Origin of the sequence: Mesorhizobium sp. CA4 (genome assembly GCF_020165075.1) — a bacterium.
Lineage (GTDB): Bacteria > Pseudomonadota > Alphaproteobacteria > Rhizobiales > Rhizobiaceae > Mesorhizobium.
In genome coordinates this window covers 1-16,129 of record NZ_JAIUHK010000026.1, presented here as the reverse complement: position 1 = coordinate 16,129, position 16,129 = coordinate 1, and the positions used below count along the sequence as shown (strand labels likewise).

Annotated in this window: 20 protein-coding genes and 1 tRNA gene; 11 read left to right on the top strand and 10 right to left on the bottom strand. The window is 63.9% G+C overall.

The window, feature by feature from the left end; all coding sequences use genetic code 11:
* Positions 1-40 precede the first annotated feature (40 nt).
* The 4 genes from LB528_RS30275 to LB528_RS20525 form a co-directional block, all read right to left on the bottom strand.
* Complete coding sequence (locus LB528_RS30275) at positions 41-166, bottom strand: hypothetical protein (RefSeq protein WP_263487388.1); 126 nt, start codon at positions 164-166, stop codon at positions 41-43.
* A 96-nt stretch (positions 167-262) separates the two neighbouring features.
* Positions 263-1,252, bottom strand: coding sequence for a BMP family protein (locus LB528_RS20535; protein ID WP_224513925.1), 990 nt, complete (start codon positions 1,250-1,252; stop codon positions 263-265).
* Between the two features lie 238 nt (positions 1,253-1,490).
* The gene (locus LB528_RS20530) at positions 1,491-1,817 is read right to left on the bottom strand and encodes a hypothetical protein (protein ID WP_224716089.1); all 327 of its coding nucleotides are present in this window, start codon (positions 1,815-1,817) and stop codon (positions 1,491-1,493) included.
* Between the two features lie 84 nt (positions 1,818-1,901).
* The gene (locus tag LB528_RS20525; protein WP_224716088.1) at positions 1,902-2,597 is read right to left on the bottom strand and encodes a hypothetical protein; all 696 of its coding nucleotides are present in this window, start codon (positions 2,595-2,597) and stop codon (positions 1,902-1,904) included.
* A gap of 459 nt (positions 2,598-3,056) precedes the next feature.
* Between LB528_RS20525 and LB528_RS20520 the strand changes: the two genes are divergently transcribed.
* From LB528_RS20520 to LB528_RS20510, 3 genes are all read left to right on the top strand, one after another.
* A tRNA-Ser gene (locus LB528_RS20520) sits at positions 3,057-3,146 on the top strand.
* 275 nt (positions 3,147-3,421) lie between these two features.
* Positions 3,422-4,390, top strand: a complete 969-nt coding sequence (locus tag LB528_RS20515) for an RNA polymerase sigma factor (protein WP_224513922.1) — start codon at positions 3,422-3,424, stop codon at positions 4,388-4,390.
* A gap of 106 nt (positions 4,391-4,496) precedes the next feature.
* On the top strand, positions 4,497-4,973 hold the full coding sequence (locus tag LB528_RS20510; RefSeq protein WP_411962224.1) for a carboxymuconolactone decarboxylase family protein: 477 nt from the start codon (positions 4,497-4,499) through the stop codon (positions 4,971-4,973).
* A gap of 383 nt (positions 4,974-5,356) precedes the next feature.
* Here the strand turns inward: LB528_RS20510 and LB528_RS20505 are convergent, their stop codons facing one another.
* Complete coding sequence (locus LB528_RS20505; RefSeq protein ID WP_224513920.1) at positions 5,357-5,572, bottom strand: KTSC domain-containing protein; 216 nt, start codon at positions 5,570-5,572, stop codon at positions 5,357-5,359.
* Positions 5,573-5,691: 119 nt separating this feature from the next.
* Between LB528_RS20505 and LB528_RS20500 the strand changes: the two genes are divergently transcribed.
* The 3 genes from LB528_RS20500 to LB528_RS20490 all read left to right on the top strand — a co-directional run bounded on the left by LB528_RS20500 (position 5,692) and on the right by LB528_RS20490 (position 8,055).
* Entirely contained in the window at positions 5,692-6,309 is a 618-nt protein-coding gene (locus tag LB528_RS20500; protein WP_224716086.1) for an alpha-ketoglutarate-dependent dioxygenase AlkB, read from the top strand.
* A gap of 81 nt (positions 6,310-6,390) precedes the next feature.
* A complete protein-coding gene (locus tag LB528_RS20495) occupies positions 6,391-6,786 on the top strand; it encodes a hypothetical protein (RefSeq protein ID WP_224513918.1) in 396 nt (131 codons plus the stop codon).
* A gap of 78 nt (positions 6,787-6,864) precedes the next feature.
* Positions 6,865-8,055, top strand: a complete 1,191-nt coding sequence (locus tag LB528_RS20490) for an NADH-quinone oxidoreductase subunit D (protein WP_224716085.1) — start codon at positions 6,865-6,867, stop codon at positions 8,053-8,055.
* 77 nt (positions 8,056-8,132) lie between these two features.
* Here the strand turns inward: LB528_RS20490 and LB528_RS20485 are convergent, their stop codons facing one another.
* Entirely contained in the window at positions 8,133-8,567 is a 435-nt protein-coding gene (locus LB528_RS20485) for a hypothetical protein (protein WP_224513916.1), read from the bottom strand.
* A 301-nt stretch (positions 8,568-8,868) separates the two neighbouring features.
* Between LB528_RS20485 and LB528_RS20480 the strand changes: the two genes are divergently transcribed.
* A complete protein-coding gene (locus tag LB528_RS20480; protein ID WP_224716084.1) occupies positions 8,869-9,051 on the top strand; it encodes a hypothetical protein in 183 nt (60 codons plus the stop codon).
* Positions 9,052-9,096: 45 nt separating this feature from the next.
* Here LB528_RS20480 and LB528_RS20475 read toward each other — a convergent pair whose 3' ends face one another.
* The 3 genes from LB528_RS20475 to LB528_RS20465 are packed head-to-tail and all read right to left on the bottom strand — an operon-like array spanning position 9,097 to position 11,547.
* Positions 9,097-9,888 (bottom strand): sugar isomerase domain-containing protein, encoded by a 792-nt coding sequence (locus LB528_RS20475; RefSeq protein WP_224716083.1) that lies wholly within the window; start codon positions 9,886-9,888, stop codon positions 9,097-9,099.
* A 22-nt stretch (positions 9,889-9,910) separates the two neighbouring features.
* Entirely contained in the window at positions 9,911-10,678 is a 768-nt protein-coding gene (locus LB528_RS20470) for a GntR family transcriptional regulator (protein WP_224513913.1), read from the bottom strand.
* A complete protein-coding gene (locus LB528_RS20465) occupies positions 10,675-11,547 on the bottom strand; it encodes an ROK family protein (protein WP_224513912.1) in 873 nt (290 codons plus the stop codon). Before LB528_RS20465 ends, LB528_RS20470 begins: the two co-directional genes overlap by 4 nt.
* Positions 11,548-11,825: 278 nt before the next feature.
* Here LB528_RS20465 and LB528_RS20460 point away from each other — a divergent pair, with 278 nt between their 5' ends.
* From LB528_RS20460 to LB528_RS20450, 3 genes are read left to right on the top strand one after another with little or no spacing between them, the layout of a single operon-like run.
* On the top strand, positions 11,826-13,118 hold the full coding sequence (locus LB528_RS20460) for an ABC transporter substrate-binding protein (protein ID WP_224513911.1): 1,293 nt from the start codon (positions 11,826-11,828) through the stop codon (positions 13,116-13,118).
* A 28-nt stretch (positions 13,119-13,146) separates the two neighbouring features.
* Entirely contained in the window at positions 13,147-14,037 is an 891-nt protein-coding gene (locus LB528_RS20455) for a carbohydrate ABC transporter permease (RefSeq protein ID WP_224716082.1), read from the top strand.
* A complete protein-coding gene (locus LB528_RS20450; RefSeq protein ID WP_224716081.1) occupies positions 14,034-14,894 on the top strand; it encodes a carbohydrate ABC transporter permease in 861 nt (286 codons plus the stop codon). The genes LB528_RS20455 and LB528_RS20450 overlap by 4 nt, the downstream gene beginning before the upstream one ends.
* 21 nt (positions 14,895-14,915) lie before the next feature.
* Here LB528_RS20450 and LB528_RS20445 read toward each other — a convergent pair whose 3' ends face one another.
* On the bottom strand, positions 14,916-15,572 hold the full coding sequence (locus LB528_RS20445) for a class I SAM-dependent methyltransferase (protein WP_224716132.1): 657 nt from the start codon (positions 15,570-15,572) through the stop codon (positions 14,916-14,918).
* A gap of 283 nt (positions 15,573-15,855) precedes the next feature.
* Between LB528_RS20445 and LB528_RS20440 the strand changes: the two genes are divergently transcribed.
* On the top strand, positions 15,856-16,129 hold a 274-nt coding region (locus tag LB528_RS20440), incomplete at its 3' end, for a TetR/AcrR family transcriptional regulator (RefSeq protein WP_411962225.1).

Here is a 16,129-nt window from a genome sequence, read left to right as displayed (position 1 = left end):
TCGTGGGCCACAAAGGCGGCCTCGAAGCCATCGCCGGCGATCAGCCCGCGCAGGCCGGCCTGTCCTCGTCGAGTGTCCGATCCGTGCCCTCGAAGAAAGCTTTGAGCCGAAGCCGCGCCATTGGTTCGAGGTCGTCCTCGGCCATCGCTTCAATTGCAGGCTGCATCACCGTCTCCAAATGAAACCGCCGGGCGTTGGCCCGGCGGTGAAGACAAAAAGTCGGAGCGGTTCAATCGCTGAACCGCTCTGGTTCAACTGCCGGTCAATACGGGCAATTGTTGTCGGCGGTATAGTCGTGGACCTGGACCTTGCCCGCGATGATATCGGCCTTGGCCTTTTCGACGGCCGCCTTCATCTCATCGGTCACCAGCGCCTTGTTGTTGTCGTCCATAGCGTAGTCGACGCCGCCCTCCTTCAGGCCGAGATTTTCGACGCCGCCTTTGAAGGTGCCGTTCTTGCCGTCCATGAAGGCGTTGTAGACGGCAACGTCGACGCGCTTCAGCATCGAGGTCAGCACCTTGCCGGGCTGCAGGCCGTTCTGGTTGGAATCGACGCCGATGCCGAGCTTGCCCGCATCGGCTGCCGCCTGCAGCACGCCGACGCCGGTGCCGCCAGCAGCCGCGTAGACCACATCGGCGCCCTGGTCGATCTGCGTCTTGGCGATCTCGCCGCCCTTGGCCGGGTCGTTCCAGGCGGCCGGCGTGTCGCCGGTCATGTTCTGGATCACCTCGGTGGCGCCGGCCGACTTGGCGCCGCCGACATAGCCGCATTCGAACTTGCGGATCAGGGGGATGTCCATGCCGCCGACAAAGCCGACCTTCTTCGACTTCGACGCCATCGCCGCCAGGATGCCGACGAGGTATGAGCCTTCATTCTCCTTGAACACCAGCGAGCGGACATTGGGCAGGTCGACGGCATCGTCGATGATGGCGAAGTTGAGATCGGTATATTCGGCCGCGACCTTCTTCAGCGCGTCCTCCCAGGCAAAGCCCGCCATGACGATCGGGTTGCGGCCGTCCTCGGCGAAGCGGCGCAGCGCCTGCTCGCGCTGCGAGGCGTTGGAGACCTCGAATTCGACATAGGGGATGCCGGTCTCGGCCTTGAACTTCTCCGCGCCATGATAGGCGGCCTCGTTGAAGGATTTGTCGAACTTGCCGCCCAGATCATAAAGGATAGCCGGCTGGACATCCGCGGCGAAAGCCGGAAGAACCATTGCGGTTGCGGCCAGAAGGCCGAGAACGATACGTTTCATGTGATCCACACCCTGTCGGTTATTTTTCCGTTTTTGCACCGCCTGCCCGCCCGGTTCTCCGGCGGGCTTGCGGCGCCAGGCAGGAAGTGTTTTTCCCCTCCCGCTCGCGGTCAATCTGGCACGGCGCGAAACAAAATTCACGTGGAATTTTGACCTGTTGGAAAAAGCGGTTACCGGCGGTTGGACTCTGCGTTTCGCCGTGGCCGACCCGTCCGCAGCAGCGTCAAAACTAGGGCCTTCAGGGACTTGGGGCGAATTCCGCGCCGCGGCGCTTGCGCCGATAGCCGATGGCGTAGAGCAGGAAGGCAAGCACCGCGAACACGGCAAAACCAGGCTGCGCGAGCACCCAGGCGACGGCGCCGTCCCAGACCAGCGAGGTTGTCTTGGCGCGCACGAAAGTCTCGAAGGCCGCGTGGGTATCCGGCGAGACAGCCAGCCAGCTTGTGTTGAGCGGCGTCATCACCAGCGCCGATGCTGCGACAGAGCGTGTCGTGTCGATCACCGCCATGATGACCGAGATCGACAGCGCAATCATGGCTGCCAGCCGAAAGATGAAACGCAACATCGACGCTCTCCCCGGGAACGCTCCCGTCTAGCCCGCAATCGACATAGAGCGTGCGTGGTTCCCGCGCAATCGCGGCCCGTGAAATTAGCGAGCCCGCGCCGGCTTGCGCCGGTTCACCCGCCAGATGGCGAAAATGCCGCCGGCGATCGCGCCGACGATCAGGCCGCCCAGGCCGACAAAAGCCGCGAAAAATCCGCAGGCGCCCTCGAAACAGCTCATATGCGTCAGGTCCGCGATCAGGGAGCCGGCGAAGAACCCGCCGCAGGCGCCGATCGCGCCGCCAAGCAGGATGCCGAGCAGCGCGGCAAGGATCGAGACCAGGACCGGCGGCCGCTCGGTCTCCGGATTGGCATAGACGGTCTCGGAGCCCGAACCGTTGCGCAGGAGATAGATGCAGAGCAGGCCGATCGCGATCTCGGCCACGGTGAAGCCCAGTGCCTCAACCGAGAACACGAAGGCGTAGGACACATAGGCCTGGCGCAGGACGAGCCAGATGATGATAGCGATCTGCCAGATCGTGTAATGGCGCGGGAAGCGGGCCGAGCGGTTGAAGGCAAGGCCAAGCAGGTACAATCCCCACAGGATGGTGATCACGCCGCCGGTCAAGCCGCCATAGACGAGCAGGAATGCATTTTCGGGCAGGCTGAAGTCGCCGATCAGCCGCCAGTTCGCAATCAGGCCATAGGCCGACAAGCCCATGACGATGACGAGCCACGCCACCGGGATGAAGGAAAGTCCGCTGTCCGGTCGCCCCGCGGGTTGCTGGTCGATCGACGCCATGCCAGGACGATGCCCCTCGCCCAAGCAATTCCGGCAAGGCCGCCTGGCGGCTTTTCGTCGGAAATTGCAAAAACCGAACTGGCAATTCCAGGGAACGCTCGCAACCGTTCACCGGGGTTGCATGAAAACAAAGATTTAGCGCAGTCGACAGCCGGGCGGAGGTGAAGTCAAGCATCACCGGCGCGGCACGATGGGCCTGTGCACATCATTCGAACGGATCGCCCCTCTTGACCCGCGCCCTCGGCTCGCTCCGCGGCAAAAGCCGCGGCAACGCCATTATGGCTTGGCATTCGCTTTCGGATCGACTAGATGAGCCCCGCGCCTGTTTGCCTAGACGGCTACCGGCGCAGGGAAGGGTTGCCTGCCGGTTGAAGGCACACCACATATCCGTTGAGGACTTCCCATGGGAGCATCTCCCCAACCCGCGCGGCGAAACCGGCAGCGCGAGATGTCAACGACGGAGAGGTGGCCGAGTGGTTGAAGGCGCACGCCTGGAAAGTGTGTTTACGGGAAACCGTAACGCGGGTTCGAATCCCGCTCTCTCCGCCAACCTTGCATCGGGCTCCTAAGCGTTGAATTAGTTTTTTGTCATCGTGCCCCACAGCGGTGCCTGCACGCCGGTACCGCCTGTGTCGCTCCGATGCTGCTCGATTGTTAAGCTCCGCCCCATTCAGACCGCCGGGCAAAAATCGCCGAAACCGCTGGTATCAGTGCGGGGCGAACGCGAACTGCTGCCCATCCGAGCAGAAATCTCGACCATCAAGCGAACTTTCCTTTCCGCCAGGCATCTTGGATGATGATATTGTCGAAATCCGGAGGCGCGTATGGAGCATGTGAGCCTTGCGCAGCGGAAAGGAACCAGCGATGCGGCGCTGGTCATGGAGGCCAGGAATGGCCAGGTGCACAGCCTCGGTCTGCTGTTCGAACGCCACCGGCCGCAGCTCTATGCGGCAGCCGTATCGCTGCTCGGCTACACGAGCAATGCCGAGGATGCCGTTCACGACACTTTCCTGACCGCTCTCGCGCGGCTCGACCAATTGCGCGAGCCCGCGGCCGTAGGCGGATGGCTTCACGCGATTCTCAGAAACTGCTGCCTGATCGAGCGGCGGCAGCGCCGGCCGCAGATCGGCGGCGCGCAGGCGGAGCAGCATTTCCGCGACATGCCGGACGACGAGCGGATCGAGACCGGCATCGAAACTCGCGAACTGCGCGACTGGGTGTGGGCGGCATTGCGGAAGCTGCCGGAAGAACATCGCGCCACGGTCATGCTGCGCTATTTCAGCTTCTACAATTCCTATGAGGAGGTTTCGACCATCCTCGGTGTTCCGGTCGGTACCGTGCGGAGCCGGCTGTTCGATGCCAAGATCAGACTGTCCGAGCTGCTCCTGTCCGCCGCAGGCGACCGCGACGAGACGCACGAGCAACTCCAGGCGGAACGCCGGTCATTTTATGAAGACGCCTTCCGCACGCTCTATTGCGGGCAGCGCGACAAGTTCCTCTCGCATTTCTCCGACGACTTGCAACTGATCTGGTCAACCACCGGCAACCGCTTCCGCGGCCGGGAACATTTCGATGCGGAGATGGATTCCGATCTGCAAACGGGCGTGCGGGTCCAGCCGAAGCGGATCATGGCGAGCGACAACATCACCGTGCTCGAGGCTGCGATCGCCAATCCGCCGGAAACGCCCTATCTCTGCCCGCCCGGCGTCGTGATGGTCATGAAGGAGGGCGCAGCGCAGGTGGAGCGTCTCTACCTTCATATGGCTGCGCGTCCTCCGTTTCCGATGGACTGACGCCGACGAACTATCGCTCGTTCTCGCCGAGCGAACTTTTGCGGCTGCGAATGCATCTCTTTCCCATAGGGACCGCAGTGGTCCCCAGACCGGGAGGAGTTCCATGATGACCGCTTTGCTTTCCACCTTCGCGCGGGTGCTGGCCGCCGGCGGCACCGCTGCATTTCTAATCTATGTTCCATCGTCCGCTTATGCCGACGATGCGTCCAATGCCCTCGCCACAACCCATAAGGATATCGAACAGACCTTCGGCAAGGTGCCGGATTTCCTCAAGGCGCTTCCCGACAGCGGGTTGCCCGGAGCCTGGGCGGAAACCAAGGCTCTCGAGTTCAGCGACGGCGCCCTGACCGTGAAGACCAAAGCCCTGATCTCCCTCGCCGTATCGGCGCAGATCCCTTGCAACTACTGCATCTGGTCCGACACGGTCTCGGCCCGGCAGGCGGGCGCCACCGACGCCGAAATCAAGGAGGCGGTGGCGATGGCGGCCATCACACGGCATTGGAGCACGATCTTCAACGGCATGCAGGTGGACTTCGAGCAGTTCAAGAAGGATCTGGGCGGCGACACCACTGCCAACAAGTAGCGGCGCGGCGCCAATTCTCGGCGAGCGGTGGGCAATGGCATCCGTTCGCCGGGTTGGCGCTGCCCCGCCACCTGTCCGCAAGGCAGCGCGAACCGCTCCAACATTTCCGGAGGGCTACATGGCTGCGTGCAACTCGTTCGCACCGAGCCCGACAAGGCCTGGGATTCATCGCAGCGCCCATATGGCGCCAGAACTTCGATGCTTTGACCGGCACCGCAATTGCGTCGGTGTCGTCTATCAAAGCAACGAGCGTATCCGAGTCCCCATGCCCATTCTGGCCGTTGAGTTGAACCTAGCCTCGCCCGACAGGCCGCCCATCCAATAGCGTCGCCCGGCTGGCCGCTGCAACTCCGAGCCAACCCTCCGTGCACCGGCCATAGCGCTCAATGACGACCTTCGTGCTCGACCAGGTGATATCTGAAACGATCGCGCACGAATTCGTTGAAGAATTGCCCTTTCGAGAACGCCGCCTTGAAAGCCGTATAGACCTCGGGCCCCACGTCCTCATAGTTGTATTGCCTGCCGGTTGGGACGAACCATACCGAAAGGATCCGCCTCGACGGATCGTAATGGATATTCCGGATCGCGGTGGAAGGCATGTGCCGCCTCCTGCTTCCAACTCTTAATCCTTCTTCCAACTCTTAATCCTTCGTGCGCCCCTCGGTTCCACATGCCTGACCGGCCTTGCAGAAGCGCTCTCATTGCCTATCTCAGCGCCATGTCATCAGTCAGGAACCGAACCGGCGGGGGCGCTTTCCAGGGCGATCTCTTCGGTGCGCCCACCGGCCTGCCGCCCGCAAGCGTGCCTGAAGGCTTCTCTTACCAGCCGGACCTGATTACCCGCGATGAGGAAGATGAACTCGTCGGTCACATCCAGCACCTGCCTTTCAAGCCGTTCGATTTCCACGGCCATCTTGCCAACAGACAGGTCGTCGGCTTCGGCCTGCGCTATGATTATGAGCGCCGCCAAGTGCTCGAAGCGCCACCGATTCCGGACTTCCTGCTGCCGCTTCGGGCGAAGGTCGCCGCCTTCGCGGGCGTCCCGGCAGCCGAATTCGCACAGGTGCTGGTCAACGAGTATCGTCTCGGCGCCGGCATAGGCTGGCACCGGGACAAACCGCATTTCGAGCTCGTTGCGGGCGTCTCGCTCCTGGCGCCCTGCAACTTCCGGCTGCGCCGCAAGAACGGCGCGGCATGGGACCGTGAAACGATCGAGGTCGAGCCCAGATCCATCTATCTCATGGCCGGCCCGGCGCGGAACGAGTGGGAACACTCCATCCCGCCGGTCGAACGCCATCGCTATTCGGTTACGTTGCGGACAATGCGGGCTCTTTAAGCCGCACCGGCGACTATCCGGGAACCATCGCCGGACCCGCGGGGTTGTGTCGTCAGAATTTCGAGATCGAAAGGAAAGACGATGCGTATGTTGACGATGGTCCTGACGCTGTCGGCAATGGCATTGGCGCAGCCCGCTTCCGCTCAACGCGCCGATCCGCAGCCGCCGCAAGCGTTGCCTCCTGCCCAGGAGCCCATCCCCGGCCAGCCGCAGCCCGGCCAGGACGCCGCTGCCCAGAATGTCACTAACATCGTCGTGGTGGCGATGGAGGACTTGCCTTCGGAAGTGAAGGCGCAGGCCGAAGCCATAGTCACCAGGACGACGGCCAAGGAACTGGCCAAGCTGCAGAGTTCGGTCGACGCCTCGCCCGAGGCGACGTCGGTCCTGCACGCGAACGGGCTGAACTCCTCGCAGGTCGTCGCCGCCAACATCGACGGTGACGGCACGCTGACGCTGATCATCCAGACGACGGCCTGACCAGGGAGGCATGCCCTGGCCGGACGGCGGTCGACGGGCCGCGGTCCGCATTCGATCCTCACTTTTGCGGAGGCCGTCATGACCGAATCCGCGGTCCGCAACTTCACGCTGAACTTCGGGCCGCAGCACCCTTCGGCGCATGGCGTGCTCAGGCTGGTGCTCGAACTGGACGGCGAGATCGTCGACCGTGCCGACCCGCATATCGGGCTCCTGCATCGCGGCACCGAGAAGCTCATCGAATACAAGACCTATCTCCAGGCCCTGCCTTATTTCGACCGGCTCGATTATGTCGCGCCGATGAATCAGGAGCATGCCTTCTGCCTCGCCGCCGAGAAGCTGCTCGAACTGTCCGTGCCCCGGCGCGGCCAGTTGATCCGCGTGCTGTTTTGCGAGATCGGCCGGCTCCTGTCGCATCTTCTCAATGTCACCACGCAGGCCATGGACATCGGCGCGCTGACGCCGCCGCTCTGGGGCTTCGCCCAACGCGAGAAGCTGATGGTTTTCTATGAACGCGCATCCGGCGCCCGCATGCACGCGAATTATTTCCGTGTCGGCGGCGTGCATCAGGACCTGCCGGAAAAGCTGCTCGACGACATCTGGGATTTCTGCGATCCGTTCCTGAAGGCTTGCGACGATCTCGAAGGCCTGCTCACCGACAACCGCATCTTCAAGCAGCGCAATGTCGATGTCGGCGTGATCTCGCTCGACGACGCCTGGGGCATGGGCTTCTCCGGCCCCATGGTGCGCGGCTCGGGCGCCGCCTGGGACCTGCGCAAGGCGCAGCCCTATGAATGCTACTCGGAGATGGATTTCGACATCCCCATCGGCAAGCATGGCGACTGCTACGATCGCTATCTGGTGCGTATGGAGGAGATGCGCCAGTCCGTGCGGATCATGCGGCAGTGCTTGGAAAAGCTCCGCTCGGCCGATGGCCGGGGTCCGGTCGCGGTGCCCAACCATAAGATCACGCCGCCGCGGCGCGCCATCATGAAGCGCTCGATGGAGGCGACCATCCATCACTTCAAGCTCTATACCGAAGGCCACCGCGTGCCGCCTGGCGAAGTCTATGCGGCCGTCGAGGCGCCGAAGGGCGAGTTCGGCGTCTATCTGGTCTCGAACGGCAGCAACATTCCCTATCGCTGCAAGATACGCGCGCCCTCCTTCGCCCATCTCCAGGCGATGGATTTCCTGTCGCGCGGGCACATGGTGGCGGATGTCGCGGCGATCATCGGTTCGCTCGACATCGTCTTCGGCGAGATCGACCGCTAACGCGGAGGAGAGCCCGGCGCCTCTCCTTCGTTTCCGTCAACCGTCGAGTCCGACGCGATCCCGCCGACGCAACCGCTCTAATGCATGAACACCGCTCTCAGCCAGGCAAAAATGCCCGCTCCCGGAGAGATCGCCGCGCGCACGCGCGATGCCGCCCAGCGGGCCGGCATGTTGGCGCCGACGTGGCAATGGCAGACGACCTCATGCAGCTGCCAGTCGCTCATTTCGAAGAAGCGCCTGGCTTCACCGTAGGTGTCGTCCCGCAAGCCTTGCGCGCGAAAGATCGGATCCTCGAAAGCGACGGTGATCGCCGATCCGTCCGTGCGCATTCTTTGACGCACATCAGGCGAAGCGTATTCGGTGCCCGTCAGCGCCGTTAGGCGGCGGCCGGGGTCTTGTTCGAGAAGTTGCGCCCAGCGCTCAAGGCGCTGGCCACGATTGGCGATGAGAGCCGGTGCTTCGGCATGAACGTCGGCAACGGCGTTGATTTGGTCAAGGGTTTGGTGCTTCACGGCCGTCTCCTGTATCGGCAAATTGGCCACCCGCTGGCAATGGAACTAAGGCACGGCCAGTCGCCGGCAAGAGCCGGAACAGGCGCGCAGAATCATTTGATCGCCACTTGCCGTCATGGCGCGGCGCGATCGTGTCGGAACCATCCGCGGGCGTGGCCGTTCTGCCAGCCTGCGCTGCCGATCCCTCCCGACGAAGCGTCTGAATGCGGCGGAGATCACACCGTCGGCTAAGGTCGGGCAGGAGATCCCGGTTTTTGGATCGCAGCAAAGCTTGTCGGGCACAGAGCGGAAGGAAAACGCGATGGCCATTCTCCCCAATCCGGACCCATCCCCCACGCCGGTGCCCACCCCGCCGCCAATCCCGGAGCCGAAGCCGGTGCGCGAGCCGGATCCGGACCGGCTGCCCGACGAGGAGCCGATCCCCAATCCCGACGAGAATGACGCGCCGCCCAAGCATTCCGTAACCAAGCCTCGCCGGCGTTGATAGCCTTGCGGGAGGCGCGCCGAATGCTCCTCCCATGAGCCATCATCATTCCCCGCGCATCGTCGCCTGGAAGGTGGGCAGGTGCCTCTTCTGCGCCTCGATCATGCGCTCGCGGTAGACGCCGTAGATGACGTCGGTGTCGTGCAGCGTGACGCCCGCGATGGTCGGCGAGGCGAAGACCGGCAGCTCGATGCCGCGCTTCGACAATTGCTCGGCGGTGCGGGCGAGCAATTCATGCGCCATGATCATCGCCAGCACCGTCGAGGAACCGGCCACCGGGCGGCTCCAGCCTTCGATCGGCACCACCGCGTCCTCGATCGGGGAGCAGGTGTCGATGACGAGGTCGGCCGCGTCCGCCAACCGCTTGCCGGAGGAGTGCGTGGCCGGCTTGTCGAGATTGTTCTTGCTGGTGACGGCAACGACGAAGATGCCGCGCTTCTTGGCGTAGAGCGCGGTGTCGATGCCCGACGAATTGCGGCCGCTATGGCCGAAGATGATGATGGAGTCTCCCTCGTTCAGCGGCTGATGGTCCAAGAATTTCTCGGCATATTTCTCGGTCCGCTCCAGCCATAAAAGCTCGCGCACGCCGCCGGCGCCGAGCACGTTGTGCCACATCACGCGCGGGTCGGTGAGCGGGTTGAAGCCGACGAAGCTGCCGTAGCGCGGGAACATCTCCTGCGCCGGCAGCACCGAATGGCCAGAGCCGTAGAGATGGACCAGCCCGCCATTTTGCAGCGTGTCGGCGAAGCGGCTCGCCGCCTGGCCGAAGGCTTCTTCATTGGCCTTCGATGCCTGTTCGATGAGGGCGACGAGACGGGGGATGTAGAGATCGGACACTTCGGTACTCCTGTTGATCGTGTCAGCTTCTGGTGTTCGGGAGGCGGCTGGCGCGCAGCGTCGAGCGTATTTCGTAGCGGTCGCCGCGCATGACGGAGACGGTGAATTCGAACGGACCGCGCTCGTCGATGGTGATGCGCTCGACGACGAAGGCGGGACTGCCCGCGGGCAGGTCGAGGAGCTCGGCGTCCGTCGCGCTGACCGCGCCAACGCGGTAGTTCTCGCGCGCCTCGACCGGCACGATGCCGTACTGACGCTCCAGCGCCTCGTAGAGCGAGCCCTTGAGCAGCCCGGCGTCGAGGAAGCCCGGTACGCGCGCGGCTGCCAATTGCGCCGTCTGGATACCGATGGGCTCGTTGTTGCCTAGCCGCAGTCGCCTGATCCGCACGATAGGATCGCCCTCCTCGATCTCCAGCGCGCCGGCCGCCGCCGCATTCGCCGTCGTCAGGCTGCAATCGAGCAGGCGCGAGCCGGCGACCACGCCGATATTGCCCATCTCCTGGGTGAAGGAGGTGAGCTCGCGTGTGCCGGCGACCAGCGTGGCCGAGCGCACGAAAGTGCCCCGTCCGTGTTCGCGCCTGAGCAGCCCGCTTTCCTCCAGATTGCGCAGCGCGTGGCGCAGCGTGATGCGGCTGACGCCGAACAAGGCGCAGAGCCGGTCCTCGGCCGGGATCTGGTCGCCGGTCGCCCACTCGCCGCTCTTGACGATGGCGCGGATCGCCTCCTCGACCTGGTACCAGAGCGGCTCCGGTCGCCTGCGGTCCGGCTGCTGAAAGCTCGCTTCGTTCATCGGATCTGCCTCCACCCGCTTCCCGCCTGTCCGGCAAGCGCGGCCCCAACCAGGCCGGCGCGAGAGCCGAATTTTCCAGGCCTAAGTTCGATGCCGCGCAGATGCGGCGGCAATTGACGCCGTAGCGCCGCAAGCAAAGGCGGCGCGATCACATCCAGCGCGTCCGCCAGACCGCCCGAGACCAGGATGATACCCGGATCGAGCAGCCCCACGGCGCCGGCGAGCGCCGTGCCGAGCTGGCGCGCCGGCACCTCGAGCAGGGTCTGCGCGGCAAGCTGGCCTGCCTTGGCGGCGGCGATCAGCTGGCGGCTGTCGGCCAGTCCGATCTGTGCGGCAAGGGCGTCCAGCGCGCGGCCGGAGGCGACACGTTCCAGCCAGCCGCTGCGATCCTCGCCGTGGTCCTTGACGTCGGCGCTGGCCCAGCCGAAGGAGCAGGCGCCGCCATGCGCGCCGGCGACGATGCGGCCATTGGCCAGCACCGCCGAGCCAATGCCTGTGCCGATTGCCAGCAGGATCGCGTCGGACACGTCCTTGGCCGCGCCTTGCGCCGCTTCCGCGAGCAGCGCGATCTGCGCGTCATTGCCGACCGCCACGCGAAGGTCGGGAAACAGCGCCGCAATATCGACGCCGTCGAGCCAGGGCAGGTTCGGGATCCAGCGGCAGACCGCCCCTTCGACAAGGCCCGGGACAGCAAGCCCGAGCGCTTCGGCCTCGCCCGCGGCCGCAAGCGCGCGGATACGCGTCTCGAACGCATCGAGACTGCCCGGCGCCGGCTCGCGGACTTGCGGCGCAAGGGCGCTGATATCGCCCGTATGGACGGCGGCGCGCAGATTGGTGCCGCCGAGATCGATGGCGAGAACCCGTGTCATCTCTCGTGGCTCCGATCAGCATCTTTTCAAATGTCATTATAACGACATGATGCCACCCGCAAGAGCCGCAAAGACGTTGATGGCTATCGATCGATCGGACATCGGCCAGGAAGCTGCATCTTATCTCGATGATTTGTTTATGTTATCTAACTGCATCGAGATCATCGAGGCTTTCATCTGCAAACAGGATCCGCACGTCCATTTGCGAGAGGCCTTGCGCCTTTGCTCAAACTTGTCATAACGTCATCCGCTCTGATACGGTTAAGTGGAGGATGCCGATGTCGCTGGCCCGGATCTCGAAACTGGCTCTCGCCGCGGGGCTCGTTGCCCTGCCCGCGAGCGGCTGGGCGCAATCGGTGAACATCTCCTATCTGACGCATTGGTCGCCGGAGACGGTGGCCCTGCTCGAAGCGGCAGCCAAGGATTTTTCCAAGGAGCACCCGGATGTCGCCATCACCGTGCGCGCGGTTCCGTTCGGCGATCTGCTGACAACGCTGCGCTCGCAGGGCGGCTCCTCCGACGGTCCGACGATCGGCGGCATCTACGATCTGTGGCTGCCGGAACTGGCGCGGGACAAGCTCGTCGCCCCTGCTCCCGACGCGGTGGCAGCCGAGGTGAAGAGCGCCTGGCCGGCGGGCGTCGTCAGCGCCGCCTCGGTCGGCGGCACGCTCTACGGCATTCCGAACGAGATCGACGTCTACGCGCTGAACTACAACAAGGAACTATTCAAGGAAGCGGGCATCGCCGCTCCGCCCAAGACCTGGGCCGAATTCAAGGATGCCGCCGCGAAGCTGACCAATAAGGACAAGGGCCAACAGGGCTTCGGCATGATCAATTCATGGGCGGCGGGGGTGGTCCATCCTTTCGCCTCGCTGCTCGTCTCCAATGGTGGCAATCTGGTCAAGGATGGCAAGCCGGCGCTGGACAGTCCCCAGGCCGCCGAAACCTTCGCGCTCTATGAAGATTTGATAAAATCCGGCGCGAGCAATCCGGCGATGGCGACGGCAGACGCCAACACAACCGGTCCGTTCCTCGACAATTTCGTCTCCGGCAAGACCGGCATGATCATCATGGCCAACTGGTGGGAAAGCGCGCTGAAGACCGGCATGGGCGACAAGTTCGCCAACGTCGCCACAGCACCGATCCCCGTCGGCCCGCACGGCGACAAGCCGCATTCGATCTCCTATTCCTGGATGACCGTCGTCAACGCCAAGGCGGGCGAAGCCGAGCAGAAGGCAGCCTGGGAGTTCCTCGCCTGGCTGAACAACCCGAAATCGGGCAAGAACGGCGCCTCGGCCATGTCCGACATATTGATGTCTATGGGCATCCTGCCGTCACGCACTTCCGACGTCGAAGCGCATAAGGACAAGCTCGGCTCCGAATTCCTGTCCGGCTATGTCTCGGTGCTTGCCGATGCGCGGCCCTTCCCGGTCGTGCCCGGCGGCCAGGAATTCTCGGAATCGCTGCAGCAGACGCTCGAGGCGTTGCAGTATGGACAGGTCTCGGCCAAGGATGCGCAGGCGAACGCGCAGGCCGACGCCACGTCGATCCTGGAGCGCGCTGCCAAGTAAGTTCGGGTTCCTGACCGGAAGCAGGTGAATGGCCAGAGCTTTTCGTGCCTCGGCGGGCATCATGCTTGCGCCCGCCGTGACATTGATCGGCGTGTTCGTTCTCGTGCCGATGCTGCTCACCATCTGGCTGTCGTTCCAGGACTGGTCGACGCACACGCCCTTTTCCGAGGCGAGCTTCACCGGGCTTGACAATTTCCAAGAAATCTTCGGCCCGACCTCGGTCGGCCGCGATTTCAAGACGGCGCTGCTCAATACCGCAATCTACACTGCGCTCTCGGTCATCCTCATCCTGCCTTTGTCGGTCGCCTTCGGCCTGATGGTCTATCAGCGCGAGGTCGCCGGCGGCACGGCGCTGCGCACGGTGCTGTTTTCCACCTACATGGTGCCGATGATCGCGGTGGCGCTCGTCTGGTCGAAGCTCTATTCGCCGAGCGAGGGACCGCTCAACCAGTTGCTCGGCCTCGTCGGCATCGGTCCGCAGCCCTGGCTCTCCTCGCCGCGCTCGGCGTTGCTCTCCATCGTCTTCCTCAATGTCTGGCAGCAGGTCGGCTACTTCACGGTGCTCGCCATCGCCGGGCTGATACAGATCCCCGGCAGCCTCTATGAGGCGGCGACGCTCGACGGCGCCAACGGCCGAGAACAGTTCCGCTTCATCACCCTGCCCTTGCTTCGCCGCACGCTTCTGTTCAGCGCCGTTATCGCCATCATCAACGCCGTGCAGGTGTTCGAGCCGGTGGCGCTGATCACGCAAGGCGGACCGGTGGGCTCGACCAACGTGCTCACCTACCATATCCGCCGCGTCGGCATCGAACGCGCGCAGGGCGGGCTGGGCTCCGCCATGGCGGTGATGCTGATGCTATCGCTGATCGTCTGCGTTTCGGCGCTGTTTGCCTTCGTCGATCGCAAGGACAGCGAATGAGCGCGGCAACCCGGTCGCTGTCGCGCGAGCGCCCGTCGGGCCGCAAGGCGCTGCTTGCGACCGCAATGCTTCTGGTCGCCGTCGCATCCGCCTTCCCACTGGCCTGGATGGTGCTGTCCAGCCTGAAGACGTCGGCCGAGACCATGCAGGTGCCGCCGGTGTGGATCCCGCATACGCCGACGCTGGAGGCCTATGGCAAGGTCGCCGGCGTCATCAATCTTGGACGCTCGATGTGGAATTCCTTGGTCATCGCCACGGTCACCACCGCCGGAATCCTGGTCACCAGCATGATGGCCGGTTACGCTTTCGCCAAATATTCCTTCCCCGGCCGCTCGCTGCTCTTCGCGCTGCTGATCGCCACCATGTTCCTGCCGCCGATCGTGACGCTGATCCCGCTCTATCGCATGGTCGGATCGATGGGACTGAGCGCAAGCCTTGCCGGCATCATCGTGCCCAACCTTGCCAATGCTTTCGGCATCTTCCTGATGCGCCAGTTCATCGCCGGTGTGCCGGATGACCTGATCGACGCCGCCCGCATGGACGGCGCCTCCGAGTTGCTCATCCTGTTCAAGATCGTGGCGCCGAGCGTAGCACCCGCGATTGCGGCGCTCGCGCTCTTCGCCTTCGTCTATCACTGGAACAGCTATCTCTGGCCGCTTACCGTGCTGCAGGGCAATGCCGACGCCTATCCGATCGTCATCAGCCTGAGCCGACTCTTGAGCTACAACAGGGGCGCAATCAACACCGGCCTGGTGATGGCCGGCGCCACGCTCGCTGTGCTGCCGCCGCTGGTACTCTTCGTCTTTCTGCAGCGCTTCTTCGTCGATTCGATCGTGGGGTCCGCGATCAAGGGGTAACCATCAGCACGACAGCAGTGTTCATGATTTGATGCCCCGCAGGTAATGAAGGCCCAACCAGTTGAGTGGGCCGCCTTCTATGCGCTCGAACCCGGCTGCTGCCAGCGGTTCGCGAAGGCGGTGCAGGTCGAATTGGCCATGCAGGCCGTGCTTTGCCGACAGGTGTCTGCGCTCGCCCGCCGGTCCGGCGTAGTCGATCACCAGCAGCCGCCCGCCGGGGGGCAGAACGCGCGCGGCCTCGCGCAGACAAAAACCGCGCCTTGCCTCCGGCACCATGTGCAGCACCGTCGTGAAAGTGACTACATCGAAGCGACCTTCCTCGAACGGCAGCTCGGCCGCATCAGCATGATGAAATGGGATATCGAGGCCGGCCCGGCTCGCCTTGCGGCGCGCGGCGGCAAGCATCTTTTCGGAAACGTCGACGCCAACCACCGATCCGCCGGGCTGCACGCGGCGCCAGGCCGAAATCGCCTGAGTGCCGGTGCCGCATCCGACGTCCAGCAAGTGGAAGCCCGGCGCCAGGCCGGCAAGATCGAGCAGGGCCTCGCGATAGGCCCTGTCGCGCCCGCGGGTCAATATCAGCACCAGCAGATCATAGAGGCGCGGAAAGCCGATGCCCCTGTTGGCCTCAGGGCCGATCGCGGCCCCCGCGTGTGCTTCGCTTCGCATATGATGCATGTTCGTCACGTCCTTTCTTCAGCAGCGCAAGGTCCGGGCCGGATACCGGCATAGGGCTGCGGCTGGCGCAGTTTCGAAACAGCTCGTATAATAATGGACAGCTTGTTCGGGTTTTTCGACGGAAGAAGCGGAGGGAACGTTCGTTAGCGGACAATTCGAGCCCGCTGTCCCGGAAAAGTCGCCCAATCCGTGTGACAGCAAAGGAGCGAACCCAATGCCTCGGGAAATCGACCGGAGAGCCGCCCGCACCCGCAGGGCCCTTCATCAGGCGCTGCTGGTGCTGATGCTGCGCAAGGGCTACGAGGCCCTTTCGGTGCAGGACATTATCGACGAAGCCGATGTCGGCCGCTCGACATTCTATGCGCATTATACCGGCAAGGAGGACTTGCTGCGCAGCGGCTTCCAGATGCTTCGGGAGGAGCTCAAGGAGGCGCAGTCGGCGGCGAGCGCCCGAGCCGAAGCATCGCACGATGATCCGTTAGGCTTTAGCGCAGCCATGTTCGAGCATGCGGCCCGATATGCCGACCATTACCGCACGATGATTGGCGGGCGGGGCG

Excerpts from the sequence above, each read along its gene's own strand:
- LB528_RS30275 (WP_263487388.1), bottom strand. The coding sequence starts at position 166 with ATGCAGCCTGCAATTGAAGCGATGGCCGAGGACGACCTCGAACCAATG.
- LB528_RS20535 (WP_224513925.1), bottom strand. The coding sequence starts at position 1,252 with ATGAAACGTATCGTTCTCGGCCTTCTGGCCGCAACCGCAATGGTTCTT.
- LB528_RS20530 (WP_224716089.1), bottom strand. The coding sequence starts at position 1,817 with ATGTTGCGTTTCATCTTTCGGCTGGCAGCCATGATTGCGCTGTCGATC.
- LB528_RS20525 (WP_224716088.1), bottom strand. The coding sequence starts at position 2,597 with ATGGCGTCGATCGACCAGCAACCCGCGGGGCGACCGGACAGCGGACTT.
- LB528_RS20515 (WP_224513922.1), top strand. The coding sequence starts at position 3,422 with ATGGAGCATGTGAGCCTTGCGCAGCGGAAAGGAACCAGCGATGCGGCG.
- LB528_RS20510 (WP_411962224.1), top strand. The coding sequence starts at position 4,497 with ATGACCGCTTTGCTTTCCACCTTCGCGCGGGTGCTGGCCGCCGGCGGC.
- LB528_RS20505 (WP_224513920.1), bottom strand. The coding sequence starts at position 5,572 with ATGCCTTCCACCGCGATCCGGAATATCCATTACGATCCGTCGAGGCGG.
- LB528_RS20500 (WP_224716086.1), top strand. The coding sequence starts at position 5,692 with ATGTCATCAGTCAGGAACCGAACCGGCGGGGGCGCTTTCCAGGGCGAT.
- LB528_RS20495 (WP_224513918.1), top strand. The coding sequence starts at position 6,391 with ATGCGTATGTTGACGATGGTCCTGACGCTGTCGGCAATGGCATTGGCG.
- LB528_RS20490 (WP_224716085.1), top strand. The coding sequence starts at position 6,865 with ATGACCGAATCCGCGGTCCGCAACTTCACGCTGAACTTCGGGCCGCAG.
- LB528_RS20480 (WP_224716084.1), top strand. The coding sequence starts at position 8,869 with ATGGCCATTCTCCCCAATCCGGACCCATCCCCCACGCCGGTGCCCACC.
- LB528_RS20470 (WP_224513913.1), bottom strand. The coding sequence starts at position 10,678 with ATGAACGAAGCGAGCTTTCAGCAGCCGGACCGCAGGCGACCGGAGCCG.
- LB528_RS20465 (WP_224513912.1), bottom strand. The coding sequence starts at position 11,547 with ATGACACGGGTTCTCGCCATCGATCTCGGCGGCACCAATCTGCGCGCC.
- LB528_RS20460 (WP_224513911.1), top strand. The coding sequence starts at position 11,826 with ATGTCGCTGGCCCGGATCTCGAAACTGGCTCTCGCCGCGGGGCTCGTT.
- LB528_RS20455 (WP_224716082.1), top strand. The coding sequence starts at position 13,147 with ATGGCCAGAGCTTTTCGTGCCTCGGCGGGCATCATGCTTGCGCCCGCC.
- LB528_RS20450 (WP_224716081.1), top strand. The coding sequence starts at position 14,034 with ATGAGCGCGGCAACCCGGTCGCTGTCGCGCGAGCGCCCGTCGGGCCGC.
- LB528_RS20445 (WP_224716132.1), bottom strand. The coding sequence starts at position 15,572 with ATGCATCATATGCGAAGCGAAGCACACGCGGGGGCCGCGATCGGCCCT.